Here is an 18,424-nt window from a genome sequence, read left to right on the forward strand (position 1 = left end):
TCATACATATGAGAATGAATGTTAAAGTCCAGAGCGAAAGGATTGCGGGATTCATGAATCAGGATCGTCGGCAAATTATCGTGAAAGAAATTGAACACTGGCGACGCAGTAAGCTGCTGCCAGATCAATATTGTGACTTTCTTCTGAATCTATATGCTGACCACGACACCGTAGAAAAACTGAAAGAGCAGCATAATACAGTAGGAAAAGCGATTGCTGCTGTACAGCGAGCAACAGGTCTGCAATGGCTTCTTACATTTGGAACTTTTACCTTAATTTCCTTTGTTGTGCTTTATTTTAACGAATTTCATCCGTTATTGCAAATGGCAGTCGTAGCAAGCGGAACGGCCGTTTTTTTATGGGTAGGAGCAAGGTTTCGGACACGTAATGAGGCAACCGGATTATCTCTTACCAGTGTAGGAATGCTCTTGCTTCTAGGCGGAGGAATCTATATGCTCAATCAACATGGGCTGACCGTTTGGGGCTGGAAAACTGGTTTAATCGGTTTATGTTCGCTCTTCTGGATCGTTTATGGCATTAGTACTAGGATTCATATTTTGCATTTCTCAGGATGGCTTGCAGCAGTTCTTGTTTATGCTTGGTTGCTTTCTCATTTCATGATTGATCCAAAATGGTATGAAATTCAGCTTTACTGGCTGCCATTAGCCTGTCTTTTTGGTTGGGGAAGCTGGTTTATTCACCGTTGGTCAAAGCAGGTGTCTGCTGTGTTGTTCTCAATAAGCGCGCTTGTCTTTTTCATGCCTGAGCTTTATGCGATAATGTTCGCAGATGTAGTAATTTGGTTACAACTTCAGCTCATTGTTAAATTTGCAATTGGCGGAGGTTTATTATTTTTAATGCGAAAAAAATGGATGGTGTGGGTCGTATAATGTTAAAACTATCTAAACGTCTGCAAGTCATTGCAGATTATGTAACTTCTGGGTCACGAGTAGCTGATATCGGTTCTGATCACGCCATGCTGCCCGTTTATTTGCTTCAAATAAACAAATGTCCGACTGCCATCGCCGGCGAGCTGAACCGGGGTCCATACGAAGCCGCACGCAAGCAAGGAGCGGCTGCAGGCGTATCAAAGTCACTGTCAGTTAGACAAGGGGACGGACTCGCTGTATTGGAGCCTGGAGAGGCTGATACGGTAACGATCGCTGGTATGGGCGGCAGCTTGATGAGCGATATTTTAGAAGCGGGTTATTTGGCTGGTAAGCTTGAAGGCGTTAAGGAGCTGGTTCTTCAGCCGAATGTTGGTGAAGAAGCTGTACGTGTATGGTTGTTAAAGCATGACTGGTATCTGAAGGCTGAGAGCATTATTGAAGAGGATGGGAAAATATACGAGGTTATGCATGCAACCCGTACAGCTGATGCAAAAACTTTAAATGATGCCTTGTATAATACTGAGTTCTTGCCATTGCAGCTTGAAGAGGATACGAAAGTAAATGTTATGAAGCAAATGGGTCCGTATCTGCTTCGCAGTCCACAGCCTGTATTATTTAAAAAATGGCGTCATGAAATCAAAAAGCTGGAACGTATTTGTGAGCAGATGGCAGGATCTGATCTGCCAGAATCCGCTCAGAAGCGAGAGCAAATCAAAGCAGAGATTAGTGTGCTTGAGGAGGTTTTGCAATGTTTGCAAACGGTCAAACCGTAGTTCAGCTAATGGAGCAGCTTGCTCCGAAGCATTATGCGGTTGAAAACGATAAGATTGGTCTTCAACTGGGGACTTTGAACAAAACAATTAATAAGGTGCTTGTCGCACTGGATGTAACGGATGCTGTAGTAGACGAAGCAATTGAACAAGGAGCCGAGCTTATCATTGCTCATCATGCGATTATTTATCGACCGCTTGCTAAGCTTGATACGTCAACTCCGCCAGGTCGTTTATACGAGAAGCTGATTAAAAATGATATTGCTGTTTATATTTCACATACTAATCTGGATGTTGCAGACGGCGGCATTAATGATTGGCTGGCTGATCAAATCGGGATATTGCCGGAGGGTCGCCAATGTCTGGAGGAAGTGCATACGGATAAGCTGTATAAGCTCGTCGTATTTGTTCCTGAAAGTCATCAAGAGGCAGTGCTTCAAGCGCTTTGGAGAGCTGGTGCTGGTGAAATAGGGGACTATAGCCATTGCAGCTTCAATATCAAAGGCACAGGTACATTTATTCCTGGCGATGGTACAAATCCGTTTATTGGCACACCGGGAAAGCTGGAGAAAGCAGACGAGGTTCGTATTGAGACGATCGTTCCAAATAGCGTTCATCGTAAGGCTGTGCAGGCGATGCTTAAGGCTCATCCTTATGAAGAGGTTGCTTACGACCTTTATCCCGTTGATCTGAAGGGCAGATCTTTTGGACTTGGACGCTCAGGCAAGCTTGTAGAGCCGACAACACTAGGAGAACTTGCCGAGCATGCAAAGCAAGTTTTTGATGTACCAGTTGTTCGTGTCGTAGGAGCCCTGGATCATAAAATTCGAAAGGCTGCTGTGCTTGGCGGTGCAGGATCCAGATATGTAAGGCATGCCATGTTTGCGGGAGCGGATGTTCTTATAACTGGTGATATAGATTATCATACTGCGCATGATGCGCTGGCTGCGGGCATGACGATTATTGATGCTGGTCACAACATCGAGAAGGTCATGAAGCAACGAGTGGCAGATTGGCTGAATGAGCAATTGAAGGGCAGTAAATATGAAACAACGGCCATTGCTTCTGCTTTAAACACAGAGTCATTTACTTTCGTTTAAAATACCATTAAAATGCTATATCCGTAAAAGGGTTGAGCTTTTGTCGAAAAGCCTGTATACTGATTCATGCACGGAAAGTTTGACAGACAATCGCTGGCGGCCTTGTTGCCGCGAGAGGAAAGTCCGGGCTCCGCAGGGCAGGATGCTGGATAACGTCCAGTCAGCGCGAGCTGAAGGATAGTGCCACAGAAATGGACCGCCGATGGCCGGCTTTTAGCCGGTACAGGTAAGGGTGGAACCGTGGTGTAAGAGACCACGAGGAGCATAGGTGACTATGTTCCTGGTAAACCCCATCTGGAGCAAGACCGAGAGGACGCCGCAGCCATTTGAGCTGCAGCCTTAGCCTGAGGCGCGTCCGGGTTGGTTGCTGGAGCCGTATAGCAATGTACGGCCTAGATAGATGATTGTCGCTTCATCGTGGGAGGGTCGTTCCCGTTTGAACCACCAGAGGTACAGAACCCGGCTTACGGCAAACTTTCCGCACGACTATTTATCTTAGCGTAAACGGCTGGCGCCCTATTTGGCGGCAATAGCTCGTTTCGCGATGATTATAAAAAACTCTAATGAATGAATAAAAAAAAGCACCCTTCGTCGAAGGGTGCTTTATTGTGTTTCCTGTTATATTTGTACAACTACAAATTAATAGTTTATTTCCGATATTTTGTAACAATTCGTTCAAGTCTGCGTTTGACCATTTCTGGATAGGTTTGAAGCGCACCGCCGTAGGATGATGCGGATTGGAGCGCCTTATCTACATCTATCTCACCATATCCAAAATAGATATCTTTGCCTTTGGTTCCTAAATCGTTTGCCGTCTTGCGCATGATCTCCATAACCTCTACATTTGTTAGCTCTGGATTGATGGAACGAATCAGTCCAGCTAATGCAGCCACGTGAGGTGTGGACATAGAGGTTCCTGATAGTGCAGCGTATTGGCTGCCTGGATAGGTGCTTGCTATGCTATCGCCAGGAGCTGCTACGTCAATATAATCCCCATAATTGGAGAAAGAAGCTTTTTCTTTCTTACTGTCAGTAGCAGCAACAGCAAAGACTTCCGGATAAGCCGCTGGATAGCCCGGACGATCCGTGTTATCATTGCCGCTTGCTGCAATCATCACGACATCATGCTCATAAGCGTACTTGATGGCATCATGAAGGAAATCGGCTTTCGCATAATTACCTAAGCTCATATTAATAACCTTGGCGCCATGGTCGACGGCCCAGATGATCCCTTGCGCTACGGAATACGTAGAGCCAGCACCGCTGCTATCTAGAACTTTGACCGGCATAATCTTATTGTACCAAGATACGCCTGCAACACCTTCGCCGTTATTGACTGTAGCTCCAATAATGCCAGAAACGTGAGTACCATGACCAACATCATCATCCGGATCCTTTGTTTCATCGATCATGTTGATACCTTTCGTTATTTTACCTGTTAAATCTGGATGGTTGCTTTGAACGCCGGTATCCAGCACGGCAATAATGACCTGCTCATCCCCTTTGGATAATTTCCAGCCTTTTTCTGTTTCGATGGATGGTAAATTCCATTGATATTCAGAATAGAGAGCATCATTAGGAATGGTGACATCAGAAGTCTCATTCGTCATATATAAATAATGAGGTTCTGTGTACTCTGTATTCCAAGTCTTTTTAAAATATTTCACTAGCTGATCCGTTTCAAGACTTTTTGAACGAAATACGAACGTATCACCCATTTTTTTGAATGATTCTGCTTGGATATCATTTTTGACGCGATTTAGTTCTGTTTCAGATAGCGGCTTTGTAAAATGAACGACGACATCGCGAACATGATAATGACTGGCATTGCCGTTATCTTCACCTGAACGAACCGTTGTATCGATGGTTGAATTAGGTTTCACAGATTCAATTTTGTAATTGCCTTCCGATGGATAAGGAACAAGACGAAGGTTGCGCATCTGATGCTTTTTCACAGAGTTAATAATATCCTGCTTGATGACGCCTACAACGCCAATACTTTTATGGTTGGAATCAGGTACCCCAAGAACCATATAACGACTGCCGTTCTGAGCTGTAAAAGGTGGAGACTGATATTTAGAACCTTTTGCCACCTCAGCTTTAGCCTGCTTTACATAATGCTCAGCTTGCGCTTTATTCGTTTTTGGAAGAGCGCCGCGGTTGACGCTGCGTTCACCAGATACCCAGCTAATGTAGCTCATGTGCATATGCTCTTTCATCATGCTCTTGATATGTTGTTCAGCCTTTGTGCTTGACCCCATGCTTGAAGCCATGAGCTTCTGAAAATCTTTGGAGCATTCTGTGCTGCAGAGCATAGCCGTTGCGTGCATATCGTCCTGAACCGCTGCTAATTTGAGCGTATGTTCGCGCTTAGCGGAGAAGGATGAGACCTTTGGCGCTTTCTTAATGTCATGTGGAGCAAATAAGGGGGTTGCAGGTATAAGTAGTGCGGCCAAGGCTAAGATTGTTAAGCCGCCGATCCATTTTTTTGCCATGCTTCATACCTCCATTAATCGATCTCAGATAAGTTAAGTCTAATCTGTAGGTTTAGATTTCAAGGAGGAAATTATGCGACCGAAAGAGTGAAACGCCAGTACCACTCCGATGTAATTTGTGGTACGATATTAATAATTGTAGTTTTAAAGCGTGTTTGGATTATGAAAGGGGAACTACCTATATGCCATCTGCTAACGTTAAGACGCTAACTGAAGAATCTCGTACAAGACTTAAGGATGCAGTCAATCAAATTGAACCGTTTCTTAATAATTATGCATTAGCCCAGCTGACTGAAGTTGATAATGGAGAAGAAGCGCAAGCCTTTTATAAAGGTCTATTGTCCGATTTGAGACACTTATTGGTTTTTTCAGAAGTTTCAGTGGAAAAGCTGGGAGTTTTGCTTAGACGGCCAAATTTTGATACAGATTATGCGGAACGCGTGCTGTATGAAGTTTACCATCAATGTGTAAGCGCGTTTTTCTATCCGAAAAATGAATGTTACTCAGAAGACGGCCGTTATGCTTATACCGGTCAGGATGCTATCCGCTTTCGATACAAACCGATTCGTGAAGCGCGTGAAATCGTACTTAGTATTTCGAAAAATTTCGAGGAGCTGCGCGACGAGCTAGCTTATTACGAAAATGATTACATGACACAACGTCGCATGCAAGGACAAAAATAAGGCAGAATGAATCACCTCCGATCAGGGAAACTTGATATCGGAGGTGATTTTTTTATGCCGAAAGGCGTGACTTGTAGTGTAGCCAACTGTAGCTTCTGGAAGCAAGGCAATAACTGTGGTGCAAATGAAATTTCTATTGAGATCGATGAGCATGCAGGCGCCTCATTCAATGAAGAATTTGCCGGAGAAGAGATGGGTACCGAGCATCAAGATCAGGCGAAACAGTCCAAAGAAACATGCTGCCTCACTTTTAAACCTAAGGAGTGATTAGGGTGGACAAGTTTAATGAGGAACACGAAAGTCTAGACAAACGCGACGAGCAGGAGCAAGATGATTCATTGATTGAGACTCGCTCCATTGTAGGGGCTGATGCATATGACATGCTCAACCTCAATGAGGAGATGGGCGCTGAGTTCGCTGCCGGCAGCCCATATGTAAATGCGGACCGTGGAGAGGAACGACATCTGGAATCAGCGGAGCGCGTAGAAACCGATACATCCGGTTATGGACTCGGATGGGTATCATTGCTGTTTGCGGTAGCCTCATGGTTTGTGTGGCCTGTACTGATGGGAGCCACGGCAGCTGTGATCGGCTTTATTGCATATCGGCAAGGCGCACGCGGTTTAGGCGGTTGGGCTATGGCGATCGGAATCATTGCACTGGCATTAAATTTAATCATTGTTCCTTTTTACTATGCAGTAACCTAGTTTCAACAAAAAGAAGCTCCAACCCAGCAATGGGTTGGAGCTTCTTTTTTGTTATTTCAAGGCTTGCTGCTCCTCGCGATGCTGCTGTACTTCAACATTAAGCGCAAGCATTTGTTTATCAAGCGAGTTAATCATTTCAGCAGAGCCCTTGAGCTGCTGCTTGATATGTGGCGGAATTTGTTCATTGAATTTATAATAGATCTTGTGCTCAAGGCTAGCCCAAAAATCCATTGCAATCGTACGAATCTGGATTTCGACCAGCACATTTTCTTGTCTGTTGGTTAGAAACACAGGAATTTCGATAATCAAATGAATACTTTGATAGCCATTTGGCTTGGGATTAAGGACATAGTCTTTCACCTCGACAACCCGTACATCGCTTTGCTTACTGATCATTTCTACAATTTGATAAATATCGTTGGAGAATGAGCAGATGATTCGCACGCCGGCAATATCACGAATATGTTCCTTTGCTTCTTCTAGAGAAATATCGAGTCCTTTTCGCCTAAGCTTCTGCATAACGCTCTCTGGTGTTTTGATACGAGTTTTTAAATGCTCAATAGGGTTGTAATCATGAATAAACTGAAATTCCTCATTTAAAATATTTAGCTTCGTCTCTACAGCATCTAATGCAAATTTATAAGTCAGAAAAAAATGAGCCCACTGTTTAAGTTGTTCCGTTTTCATTAGCTATTCACTCCTGAGATAACAAATATGTAAATATTTGTTGATTATAAGCGGTACAGTTTCAGACAAACGAAATTCGTTGTATTATTATAATGGTCGATAATATAATCGAAGTCAAATTAATAGCAATCTACTACGAGAATTAGACGGAGGAATATACCTATGATTATAGATATTCGCAATGTTTCATGGGATCGTGAGAATAAAATGATATTGCAAAATATTAATTGGACAGTACGCGAAGGAGAGCATTGGTGCTTGCTTGGATTGAATGGTTCTGGCAAATCGACGCTTCTAAATATGATTAATGGCTATATATATCCGACTGAAGGCAGCATGACCATTCTCGGTAAAAAATTCGGAGAGTATGATTTACGAGAGCTTCGCAAACGAATTGGCTGGGTCAGTACCTCTCTTCAGCAAAAGCTATATGGGAGAGAAAATGCATTGTCAATCGTTTTAAGCGGTAAATATGCAACGATTGGCTTGTATGATGCAACAGATGATGCAGATTTAGAAAAAGCGGAGTCCTTGATGAAGAAGCTAGGATGCTCTGCTTTAATTAATCGTACCTATGATACTCTCTCACAAGGTGAGAGGCAACGTGTGCTCATTGCTAGAGCTCTTATGGCCGAGCCTGAGCTGCTTATTCTTGATGAGCCATGTACAGGCCTGGATGTCTTTGCAAGAGAACAGCTGCTTAATATGATTGCGTCAGTGGCTGCAGGTGAGGGACCTCCTACTATTATATATGTTACTCACCACGTTGAAGAAATCTTGCCGTGCTTTTCAAAGTCACTGTTAATTAAAGAGGGTAAAATATTTGCAGCTGAGCCTAACTCGGATGTGCTCACTTCTGATAGAATGAGCGATTTTTTTGGTGTTCCCGTAGAAATCGATCGAAGTGAGGGTAGAAGCTGGCTTACAGTGAAGGGGGACTTATGGAATTAGAACTGCTACAGCCTGAGCTGCAATTACCAGAGCAGAGAAAGCTTGAAACAATAAAGCTTTGGCTCAGGCAGAAATATCAGACGAGAAATAACCGTGATACTTATGTATGGCGAGTAGCCACTGGCTGCACTGCTTTATTCGGTACTTTGTCGATGTTGACAGCGGTGTTTGGCATGCCAACCGGCTTCGGAACAGTTATTGATATTATACTTTTTTTAATCATAAATGCAGCGGCGATGAGTTTGGGCGCTTATATATTTGCTTTCATTTTGAATATGCTCTATTTGCCGTTGCCGCGCAGATTTGCTAGTGTCTGCCTATATGTCGGAGTAGAAACCTATATGATCTTGTATTTTGCAGAGTTTGGCATTCTATTATCGATCATAATGTCTATCATATTTACATTGACAGGCGCAGCAGCAGGCGCTCTATTAGGAATGTTCTTGAAGCTTAAGATGAAGCCGCGCAAAAAGATTGTTGTTGGGCTTCTATCAGCTGTTATGATGGGTTCTATTTTTGTTTTCATTGACTGGCCTGGTCCGGCTTCGGTGCCGCAGCGGGATAGTGTACAGAATGATTCGGCGAATGACAGTTCCGTAGCGCTGGGTTTCGCAGATCCTGCTGAGCAAGGGAGCTTTGCTTATCAAACCTTTACTTATGGGAGCGGGAAAGATAAGCACAGAGATATTTTTGGCAAAGCGGTAAATGTCAAGACGACAGCAGTGGATGCATCCTCTTATATTACGAGCTGGTCTTGGCTGAAAACCCGCTTCTGGGGTTTCGATGAGCATGAGCTTCCTTTAAACGGTCGTGTATGGATGCCAGAGGGTGAAGGAACCTATCCGATTGCACTCATTGTACATGGCAATCATCTTATGGAAAGCTTCTCTGATGGCGGTTATGACTATTTAGGAGAGCTTCTGGCAAGTCAAGGTATTATAGCTATATCAGTAGACGAGAATTTTTTGAACTATTCGGTCTGGTCAGGTATTCCTAATCATGACATGAAGATGCGAGCTTGGGTCCTGCTCAAGCATTTGCAGCAGATACAGAAATTGAATGAAGAAGCAGGAAATCCTTTTAGCGGACGAGTAGATATAAGTAAAGTTGCATTAATAGGTCATTCTCGAGGCGGGCAAGCCGTAGCAATGGCTGCTGATGCCGATCGCTGGTTCAAAGAGGATAAGACTTTAGAGAGTTTAGACAACATTCATATTGAGAGCGTAGTGGCTATTGCACCTACTGATAAGGCTGTGGATGATAAGTCTGCACGGTTAACAAATGTTAACTATTTGACACTTCAAGGAGCAAGAGATGCAGATGTTAACAACTTTTATGGTGATCGGCAGTATAGCAGGACGTCATTTAGTAAGCAATCAGATAAGTTCAAAGCAGCGCTTTATATTGCAGATGCTAATCATAGCCAGTTCAACTCGGAATGGGGAAGAATGGATGAACGTTCGCCAGGCGGATTATTTCTGAATCGTGAAGGATTATTACAGCCTGAGGAGCAGCGTCAAATTTCGAAGGTATACATTTCTGCATTTCTACAGTCAACTTTGCTTGGAGATGATCGCTATAAGGAATTGTTTACAGATTATCGCACAGGTTTGAGTTGGTTGCCGGACACGCAATATACGAATCGTTTCGAAGGGGCTGCATTCACTGAAATTGCTCGCTTTGATAATAGTGCCCGCAAAACGGCTATTAAAGATGGCGGAAAGGCGACAGTGGAGGGCATGACCGATTGGGAAATCGCATCAGCGAAGGACCGGGACGGCAAAAACAAAGGAACGAATGGGCTGGTATTGGAGTGGTCCAAGCCGGGTGCGCAATATGAGCTTGAGCTTTCTCCGCAAACGAATGACCGTACTGAGGAAATATCAGAGGGCAGCTTTGTGTTTTCAATGGCGAACCTTGAGCGAGAACTTACCGAAGCTTCGAAGCAAGAGGAGGATTCGGCTGCTAATTCCAGTTCTGGTGAGTTGAAATTGCCCCCATTGCCTGATGTAGCTATTGAGGTGACCACGAATGATGGCGAGAGCAGAATGTTGGAGCTTACTGATATTATGCCAGTTCCTCCTTCTTCTTACACAGCCTTTATGTCTATGTCTTGGTTGGAAGAACGAATAAAAAATAATAAATACAGCGAATCAACGGAGCCTGTTTTTCAAACTTATGTCATTCCGATTGAGCAGTTTGAATCTGAGGACGCAGAGGGCAGTATCGCTATTGATGAGATTAGTCGAATTACGTTTCGTTTTGTAAATGGACCGGGTAAGGTCATGCTTGATGATATTGGTTTTATGCCATAAACAGCAAAAAAACGGGATGCTAGGCAGTTAGCATCCCGTTTTTTTGTTACTGCTATTATTTCATTGGGTCTTCTTTGAACGTAAAGCTTCTTGCTGCATATAGGAACGGAGTCGAGCAAATGGAAACGATAAATTTGATCACATAGGTCGATATGAAGATCGAGAACCATAGCTTGCGATCATAGCCTTCTGCACCTGCAAAAGCAATGGTGCAGAAAATAAATGTATCGACTAGTTGACTTATCGCTGTACTTCCATTGTTGCGAATCCACAATTGATTCGGTGCAGGATATAAGCGTTTCAATGTGGAATAAATCTTAACGTCCAGAAACTGACTTACAAAATAGGCACATAAGCTTGCAAGCGCAATACGCGGCATCAGTCCAAATAAAGTTTCGAGAGCTCCTTGAACCTGCAGAGGAAATTCTGAGTTTAGTGGATTAAATACTAACGCCATCTGCATAATAATGGTCGTAGCTATGAGAGTAAAGAAACCGAACCAAACTGCTTTTTTTGCAGCCTTGTGACCATACTTTTCATTCAAAAGGTCTGAAGCCAAATAAATGGTGCCGTACATCGTATTTCCAAGTGTGATGGCAACGACAAGACCGAAAGCGTGGATATCAATGGTTTTTACCACCTGAATATTAGCGAGAACGGTTGCCATCCCAATCCAGGCGTAGATACCAATTCGACCAAAGAAGCGATATGAAAGCAAAAAAAGTGTAAAATGCACCAGCATGAAGATTGCGCCAAACCATAAATTAAACATACAAAACATTACCTCCTAGTTTTGATAACGCGGGAGTTTTCGAACCGCGGCTTGCGTGGATCATGAAGCTTCCGACTTGTTTTTCTGCCTATGCCATTATAGTCGCTTGTAGAAATCGCTGCAAGAGCTCACAATAAAACGTTTATTTGCGAGGCAGAAGATGGTATAATGATCAGTCCTATTTAATGTTGCTTAATAAAGGAAGCGTGTTTGGCTTACGATGTAGAAAAAGGAGTGTTAAGATGACAAATCCAGATGAACAGTTGATACTTGAGCAGAAGCGTGTAAATGCCATATCGCAATTGATTCGTGAAAGAATTGAGGAACTGCAGAAACAGGTCGGCGGTTTGCGCGGGGATATTGTCGATATACGCCGAAATTTCTGGGATGATGTGACCCTAAACTTTGAGGATGCAGCCGAATCAGCTGAATCACATGCTAGCATGAAGCAGCAGGCTGAGGTTTTGTCAGAGAGAGAAAGAAGTCATCGCCATGCGGAAGAGCAGCTGAAGACCTTAATAAAGCTGGAACAGTCTCCGTATTTTGGACGAATTGATTTCAAAGAGAAGGGCGATTCCAAATCAGATGAAATCTATCTGGGTGTCGGTTCATTGCTTGATGAGACCGGCTTGGACTATTTAATTTATGACTGGCGTGCCCCTGTCTCCAGTCTCTACTATGATTATGGTCCTGGACCTGTTCAATATGAAACGCCAAGTGGAGCCATAGATGGCGAAATGACGCTGAAGCGGCAATACATTATTCGAAATGCTCATATTCAAAGTATGTTTGATACGGGTGTGACTATCGGTGATGAGCTGCTGCAAGAGGTGCTGGGCAAGCAATCCGATGCACAAATGAAGAGCATCGTTGCTACAATCCAGCGAGAGCAAAACCGTATTATTCGTAATGAACGTGCAAGATTATTGATCGTACAAGGTGCTGCGGGAAGCGGGAAAACCTCAGCTGCTTTACAGCGTGTTGCATATTTGCTTTACCGTTATAGAGGCATGTTGAATTCGGATCAAATTGTTTTATTTTCACCGAATCCCATGTTCAACAGCTATGTGGCAACGGTATTGCCTGAACTGGGCGAACAAAACATGCAGCAAACTACCTATCAACAGTATTTGGAGCACCGACTAGGTCAAACCTTTGCTTTAGAAGACCCTTTTTCACAAATGGAATATACATTAGCAGCTATTCATGAGCCGGGTTATGCGGCAAGGATAGATGCAATTACTTATAAATCAAGTATCAGCTTCATGCATTTCATTGATCGATACGCTGAGGAGCTAAGCAGCACGGGGTTATTGTTCAAATCTGTTGTTTTTAAAGGAAGAACCTTGATTTCTGCCAAAGCAATTTCTGAGAAGTTCTATGAAATGGATCGTTCCATATCTATTGCTAATCGGATGCGTTTTACTGCGGAGTGGATGTTGAAGGAGCTTACAAGGCTAAGCCGAGAAGAGCGTGAGCAGGATTGGGTGCTGAGTGAGATTGAGCTGCTGGATCAGGAAACCTACGCTAAAGCTTATGATGAGCTTCAAAGAAAAAATAAATTTGACGGCAAATCATTTGATGATTTTGATGCTGAACAGGATTATTTAGCTGCAATGGTTGTTCAGAAGAGGTTTAAAAGACTTCGCAAGCGAGTGAAGCGTTTAACCTTCCTTGATGTTCCAGCTATGTACAGACAGCTATTCCAAAGCGATGTCGATCAGATTGAGAGCTTGAAAGGCGCGCAACTGGAACTCCCTAGCCGGTGGAGGGAAATTAGCGAAGGAACAGTCTCAGTGCTGGACAGCGGAACGATCTATTACGAGGATGCAACGCCTTACCTTTATTTAAAGGGGAAGCTGGAAGGCTTTGCAACGAATACTTCTGTTAAGCATCTATTCATAGATGAAGCGCAGGATTATTCTCCTTTCCAATACCATTACCTCAAGCGTATTTTTCCTAGTTGTAAAATGACCGTTCTTGGCGATCTTAATCAGTCGATATTCGCTCATGCTGTTGCGGGTGATGGATTCCAGCCCCTGTCGCAGCTTTACAGTGAGGAAGAAACGGAGAAAATCGTCCTGACCAGAAGCTATCGCTCCACCCGGCCAATCGTTGCGTTTACGAGTCGAATGATAGAGGGCGGAGAAGGGATTGAGCCATTTAATCGCGATGGAGCAGAGCCAACGATTACACCAGTTTCTGGAGAAGATGAGCTCGTGAGCGAAATAAAGGAAAGAATTCGACAGCTGGAAGGAACGGGTTATGAGTCGATTGCTGTCATTTGCAAAACAGCAGAGGAGAGCAAAAGATTGTTTGATGCGCTGCATAATCACATTCCAAAGCTGCGGCTTATCGAGAAGGAAACGGTAACCTTTGAGAAGGGCATTGTTGTGATACCGACTTATCTTGCCAAAGGCGTTGAATTTGACGCCGTTATTATTAGCAATGCTTCTGAAGATTGCTATGGTTTGGAAAGTGAACGCAAGCTGTTCTATACGGCTTGTACAAGAGCCATGCATGAGCTGCATCTTATGCATACTGGAAAGCTGACACATTTCATTAGCTAGAATAAATAAGATGTAACTCTTATAGGATTATTCAATAGGAAGCCTTGAAGCGAGCAGCTTTGCTGTTAGCCTTTGAGGCTTCTTTTTCTTTATTTAAATAAAAATTCAAATAACAACTAATTCATGTTAAGTAATATGACATTAAATAAATTTAACTAATGAAATCTATGAAAACATACTGTGTTTTTTTCTGTAAAACATGTATAATGTGGTTTAAGTCATCGGAGTGACTCCGAATTGACTACCTATTGATTATCCACCAGGGGGTGAGACCACGCATGGTTTATACAGCACCTAATGGATTATCGCAGAAGGATTTATTTTTATTTAACGAGGGAAACTCTTTTCACAGCTATCGTTTTATGGGGGCTCATCCTGTAAAAATGGGTGGTTCCATTGGTGTCCGCTTTACGGTTTGGGCACCAAATGCCGCAGAAGTTCGTGTAATCGGTAGCTTCAATAATTGGAGCGGCAATCGGCATGTTATGGAGAGAGCAGGCTCTACAGGTGTATTCACTTTATTTGTACCGTTAATCGGGGAAGGCGAATTATACAAATACGAGATTGTGACTCCAGATGGGAAAGTGATTCGGAAATCTGATCCCTATGCGTTCTGGGCTCAGCGCAGACCGGAAACGGCATCCATTGTTACGCAATTAAGTGGATATGAGTGGAAGGACAAGGAATGGTTTCAGAACAAGCACGGTAAGCCATCCTATACAAATCCGCTGCTCATCTATGAGGTGCATGCCGGTTCATGGAAAATCAAAGGCAAAGAAGACTATTACACGTATGAAGAGCTTGCCGAAGATTTGATTCCTTATGTGAAAGAAATGGGCTATACCCATATTGAATTAATGCCGATCTCTGAGCATCCGCTGGATCAATCATGGGGTTATCAAATTACTGGTTTTTACGGTGTAACAAGCCGTTACGGCTCTCCAAAAGGACTGATGCATTTTATAGACAAATGTCATCAGCAGGAGATAGGTGTTATTTTAGATTGGGTCCCTGGACATTTCTGTAAGGATGATCATGGTCTGAGAGAGTTTGACGGCACGCCGATCTATGAGGGTCTTGATCCGCGGCGAGCAGAAAAACCGCTTTGGGGCACACTCTCCTTTGATTTTAGCAGAAATGAAGTCATTAGTTTTCTCATATCCAACGCGATTTATTGGATGGATTTATTTCACATCGACGGTTTGCGAGTTGATGCCGTTGCAAGCATGATTAATTTACATATGGATAAACCGCCGGAAATGCACACATACAATCGTTATGGCGGTGCTGACAACTTAGATGCTCTTTCTTTCCTCAAGAAGCTCAATGAAACTGTGTTTCATTATTACCCCGATACGCTTATGCTCGCAGAAGATTCATCCGCTTGGCCCGCAGTCACATCTCCTACTGACAATGGCGGCCTCGGATTTAATTTTAAATGGAATATGGGCTGGATGAACGATATGCTGCGTTATATGGCACTTGAACCATCTGAACGTCCTCACCACCACCATCTGATTACTTTCTCACTCCTATATGCTTTTTCAGAAAATTATGTGCTACCGCTTTCTCATGATGAGGTTGTTCATGGCAAACGTTCCTTACTCAATAAAATGTCAGGTACTTATGAAGAAAAATTTGCTCAATTAAGACTTTTTTACGGCTATTGGATGACTCACCCCGGCAAGAAGCTGCTATTCATGGGCAGTGAATGGGGACAGTTTGATGAATGGAAAGACGCAGATATGCTCGACTGGATGGTGCTCGACTATGATTTGCACCGAAGCATGCGTCATTATGTGAAAACTCTTAATCATATTTACATCAAACAGCCTTCTCTATGGGAGAGGGACAGAGATCCAGAAACATTTCAATGGATAGATGTTCATAATGCAGCGCAATCAGTCATATCCTTTATCCGTTGCGGAAAATCTGATTTTTCTCTCGTAATAGCGAATTTCTCGAGAAATGATTATCGCGAGTATCGTGTTGGTGTTCCAGAGCCTGGTCCTTACCGCTCTTTCATAAATAGCAATGACAAGCAATTTGGCGGAACGGAAACACAATCACAGCTATGTTACAGCAGTGAAAATGTCGCTTGGCATGGACACAATCAAAGCATTTCTCTACATTTACCCCCCTTTACATTTCAATACTTCAGCTTAGAGCCGGGGGATACGCACTGAAAAGGAGTTGGTGTCCATGGGTCGAAAAGAAATGATGGCTATGCTGCTCGCCGGAGGCGAAGGGAAAAGGTTAGGTGTTTTGACAAAGGATTTAGCTAAACCAGCTGTTTTTTTTGGCGGTAAATACAGAATAATAGATTTCACGCTCAGTAATTGCACGCATTCGGGTATTGATACAGTAGGGGTACTAACACAATATCAGCCACTAGAACTCAATCGATATTTAGGTATTGGAAGTCCTTGGGGACTTGATCGCCGTGACGGCGGTATGACAATTTTACCTCCTTATGTGAAGCAAAAAGGCGGCGTTTGGTATAAAGGCACAGCTAACGCGATCTATCAAAATATGGGCTTCATAGAACGGTATAATCCAGAGTATGTCCTCATTATTTCAGGTGATCACATTTATAAAATGGATTACGATCTCATGCTGCAGCATCATAAGCGTTCAGGGGCGGATGTTACGATTGCGGGCATTGAGGTGGATTGGAAAGAGGCAAGCCGTTTCGGCGTTATGCATATTGATGACGAGGACCGAATAACGGCATTTGAAGAAAAACCAAAAAATCCAACGAGCAATATTGCTTCAATGGGTGTATATATTTTCACTTGGTCTGAGTTGCAAAAGTATTTGATTTACGATGAGGCAAACCGAGCATCCAGCCATGACTTTGGCAAGGATCTCATTCCAATGATGATGAAAGACGGCAAGCAAATTTATTCTTATCCATTCAAAGGGTATTGGAAGGATGTCGGCACGATCGAAAGTCTCTGGGAGGCTAACATGGATTTGCTGGCAGATGAGCCTTCTCTTGACCTCTCGGATTCCTCCTGGCGCATTTATTCCGTTAGTCCTGTGCAGCCAGCGCAATTCATCGGGGCTACGGCAAAAGTATCCTCTTCTTTAATTACAGAAGGCTGCATGCTAGAGGGAGAAGTGGATCGATCGGTCTTATTCTACGGCGTAAAAGCTGCTAAAAACACGATTATTACAGAGTCTGTCATTATGCCAAATGTAAGAATAGGCGAAGGCGCTAGTATTTATAGAGCTATTATCGGTGAAGGTGCAGTTATTCAAGCGGGTGTAACGATTGGAAGTCCGGATGACGATGCGATTACAGTAATCGCGGTTGATCAATATGTTACGAACGACCATCTGCTGCAGGAGGTAGAGCAATCATGAAGCATAAAGTTATGGGTGTCATCAATTTGATTCATGAGACGGATGAACTTGAACATCTGACACAGGGACGGTGCCTGGCAACAGTTCCTTTTGGCGCTCGTTATCGTTTAATTGATTTTGCTCTTTCCAGCATGGTTAACTCCGGTATTTCCAAGGTTGCAGTGTTCGCACATACGAAGTATCGTTCCTTAATGGATCATCTTGGATCAGGCAAGCATTGGGACTTGGAGCATCGGCAGAGCGGACTATTCGTCCTTCCTCCTGCGACGGATGATATTCAAGAGCTAAGCCGGGGAGACCTCTATCATTTTTATCAGCATCGTGATTATTTTAATCGTTCTTCTCTCGATTATGTAGTCATTACTCGGAGCCATATGGTATGCAACATTGATTTTGAGAAGGTCATTGAAGCACACTTGGAGCGGGAAGCCGATATCACTGTTGTGTGCAAGCAGCAGGAGGATCTGCTAGGCAAAGCACGCAGAGTCAGAATGAATGAGGAAGGCCGGATTACTGCTATTCAAGATCATTATGGTCGAATGGCAAGTGACATTCATTCCATGGAAATGTATGTGATGCATAAGGACCTACTGCTAGAGCTTGTAGAAACCTCTCTTGCACAGGGACAGGATCATCTGGTGCGTCATGCCATTTTTTCTAGATTAGATAAGCTGAATGTTTACGGCTATATGTATGAGGGCTATCTGGGTGTCGTAAATACGTTATCTAGCTATTATCACAATAGTATGAATTTGCTCGATTCGGATGTTTGGAAGGGGCTTTTCTATCAGCCAGGTCCGATCTTCACGAAAGTAAAGGATGAGCCTCCTGCACGTTATTTGGGCAATTCTAAAGTAACGAATTCACTTATTGCAAACGGCTGCCGTGTAGAAGGAACAGTCGTGAATAGTATTTTGTTCCGTGGCGTGCATGTTGCAAAAGGCGCTATCGTAAGCAATAGTATCATCATGCAAAATGGCATTATCGGTGAGAACAGCTTTGTACAGCACAGCATCTTGGATAAAGATGTGCGTGTCGAAGAGGATCGCGATATTCGAGGTGCGAACAGCGCGCCGTTCTTAGCAGGGAAACGAAAAATTATTTAGGGATTACAT

General features: G+C 43.4%; 15 protein-coding genes and 1 other RNA gene. 13 read left to right on the top strand and 3 right to left on the bottom strand.

All coding sequences use genetic code 11. The features are described 5' to 3' along the window. The first annotated feature begins 53 nt into the window (after positions 1-53). From AC0YOD_RS07135 to rnpB, 4 genes are all read left to right on the top strand, one after another. Positions 54-890: a hypothetical protein gene (locus tag AC0YOD_RS07135; RefSeq protein WP_475798582.1), complete on the top strand. Its 837-nt coding sequence runs from the start codon at positions 54-56 to the stop codon at positions 888-890. Further along, positions 890-1,663, top strand: coding sequence for a tRNA (adenine(22)-N(1))-methyltransferase (locus AC0YOD_RS07140; RefSeq protein ID WP_475798583.1), 774 nt, complete (start codon positions 890-892; stop codon positions 1,661-1,663). The genes AC0YOD_RS07135 and AC0YOD_RS07140 overlap by 1 nt, the downstream gene beginning before the upstream one ends. Next, the gene (locus tag AC0YOD_RS07145) at positions 1,639-2,760 is read left to right on the top strand and encodes a Nif3-like dinuclear metal center hexameric protein (RefSeq protein ID WP_475798584.1); all 1,122 of its coding nucleotides are present in this window, start codon (positions 1,639-1,641) and stop codon (positions 2,758-2,760) included. The genes AC0YOD_RS07140 and AC0YOD_RS07145 overlap by 25 nt, the downstream gene beginning before the upstream one ends. Positions 2,761-2,834: 74 nt before the next feature. After that, positions 2,835-3,242, top strand: an RNA gene (gene rnpB / locus AC0YOD_RS07150) — RNase P RNA component class A. 165 nt (positions 3,243-3,407) lie between these two features. Here the strand turns inward: rnpB and AC0YOD_RS07155 are convergent. Further along, positions 3,408-5,255: a S8 family peptidase gene (locus AC0YOD_RS07155; RefSeq protein WP_475798585.1), complete on the bottom strand. Its 1,848-nt coding sequence runs from the start codon at positions 5,253-5,255 to the stop codon at positions 3,408-3,410. Positions 5,256-5,437: 182 nt separating this feature from the next. Between AC0YOD_RS07155 and AC0YOD_RS07160 the strand changes: the two genes are divergently transcribed. Genes AC0YOD_RS07160 through AC0YOD_RS07170 form a run of 3 tightly spaced genes read left to right on the top strand, consistent with a single transcriptional unit; the run spans position 5,438 to position 6,645 of the window. Next, on the top strand, positions 5,438-5,938 hold the full coding sequence (locus AC0YOD_RS07160) for a YpuI family protein (protein ID WP_475798586.1): 501 nt from the start codon (positions 5,438-5,440) through the stop codon (positions 5,936-5,938). 54 nt (positions 5,939-5,992) lie between these two features. Further along, on the top strand, positions 5,993-6,205 hold the full coding sequence (locus AC0YOD_RS07165; protein ID WP_475798587.1) for a DUF1540 domain-containing protein: 213 nt from the start codon (positions 5,993-5,995) through the stop codon (positions 6,203-6,205). Between the two features lie 5 nt (positions 6,206-6,210). Beyond that, positions 6,211-6,645 carry a hypothetical protein gene (locus AC0YOD_RS07170; RefSeq protein WP_475798588.1) on the top strand — a complete coding sequence of 145 codons (435 nt, stop codon included), beginning with the start codon at positions 6,211-6,213 and terminating at the stop codon, positions 6,643-6,645. 51 nt (positions 6,646-6,696) lie between these two features. Here AC0YOD_RS07170 and AC0YOD_RS07175 read toward each other — a convergent pair whose 3' ends face one another. Further along, on the bottom strand, positions 6,697-7,332 hold the full coding sequence (locus tag AC0YOD_RS07175) for a GTP pyrophosphokinase (protein WP_475798589.1): 636 nt from the start codon (positions 7,330-7,332) through the stop codon (positions 6,697-6,699). A gap of 162 nt (positions 7,333-7,494) precedes the next feature. Between AC0YOD_RS07175 and AC0YOD_RS07180 the strand changes: the two genes are divergently transcribed. Beyond that, positions 7,495-8,283 carry an ABC transporter ATP-binding protein gene (locus AC0YOD_RS07180; protein ID WP_475798590.1) on the top strand — a complete coding sequence of 263 codons (789 nt, stop codon included), beginning with the start codon at positions 7,495-7,497 and terminating at the stop codon, positions 8,281-8,283. After that, a complete protein-coding gene (locus tag AC0YOD_RS07185; protein ID WP_475798591.1) occupies positions 8,274-10,598 on the top strand; it encodes an alpha/beta hydrolase family protein in 2,325 nt (774 codons plus the stop codon). The genes AC0YOD_RS07180 and AC0YOD_RS07185 overlap by 10 nt, the downstream gene beginning before the upstream one ends. A gap of 55 nt (positions 10,599-10,653) precedes the next feature. Here AC0YOD_RS07185 and AC0YOD_RS07190 read toward each other — a convergent pair whose 3' ends face one another. Continuing rightward, positions 10,654-11,370, bottom strand: coding sequence for a queuosine precursor transporter (locus AC0YOD_RS07190; RefSeq protein WP_475798592.1), 717 nt, complete (start codon positions 11,368-11,370; stop codon positions 10,654-10,656). A 242-nt stretch (positions 11,371-11,612) separates the two neighbouring features. Between AC0YOD_RS07190 and helD the strand changes: the two genes are divergently transcribed. The 4 genes from helD (at position 11,613) to glgD (ending at position 18,415) form a co-directional block, all read left to right on the top strand. Continuing rightward, positions 11,613-13,940: an RNA polymerase recycling motor HelD gene (gene helD / locus AC0YOD_RS07195; RefSeq protein ID WP_475798593.1), complete on the top strand. Its 2,328-nt coding sequence runs from the start codon at positions 11,613-11,615 to the stop codon at positions 13,938-13,940. Positions 13,941-14,218: 278 nt separating this feature from the next. Next, positions 14,219-16,126 (top strand): 1,4-alpha-glucan branching protein GlgB, encoded by a 1,908-nt coding sequence (gene glgB, locus AC0YOD_RS07200; RefSeq protein WP_475798594.1) that lies wholly within the window; start codon positions 14,219-14,221, stop codon positions 16,124-16,126. 16 nt (positions 16,127-16,142) lie between these two features. Beyond that, entirely contained in the window at positions 16,143-17,309 is a 1,167-nt protein-coding gene (locus tag AC0YOD_RS07205; protein ID WP_475798595.1) for a glucose-1-phosphate adenylyltransferase, read from the top strand. After that, on the top strand, positions 17,306-18,415 hold the full coding sequence (glgD, locus tag AC0YOD_RS07210) for a glucose-1-phosphate adenylyltransferase subunit GlgD (protein ID WP_475798596.1): 1,110 nt from the start codon (positions 17,306-17,308) through the stop codon (positions 18,413-18,415). Before AC0YOD_RS07205 ends, glgD begins: the two co-directional genes overlap by 4 nt. Positions 18,416-18,424 lie beyond the last annotated feature (9 nt).

The organism is Paenibacillus sp. J31P13, from assembly GCF_056269295.1.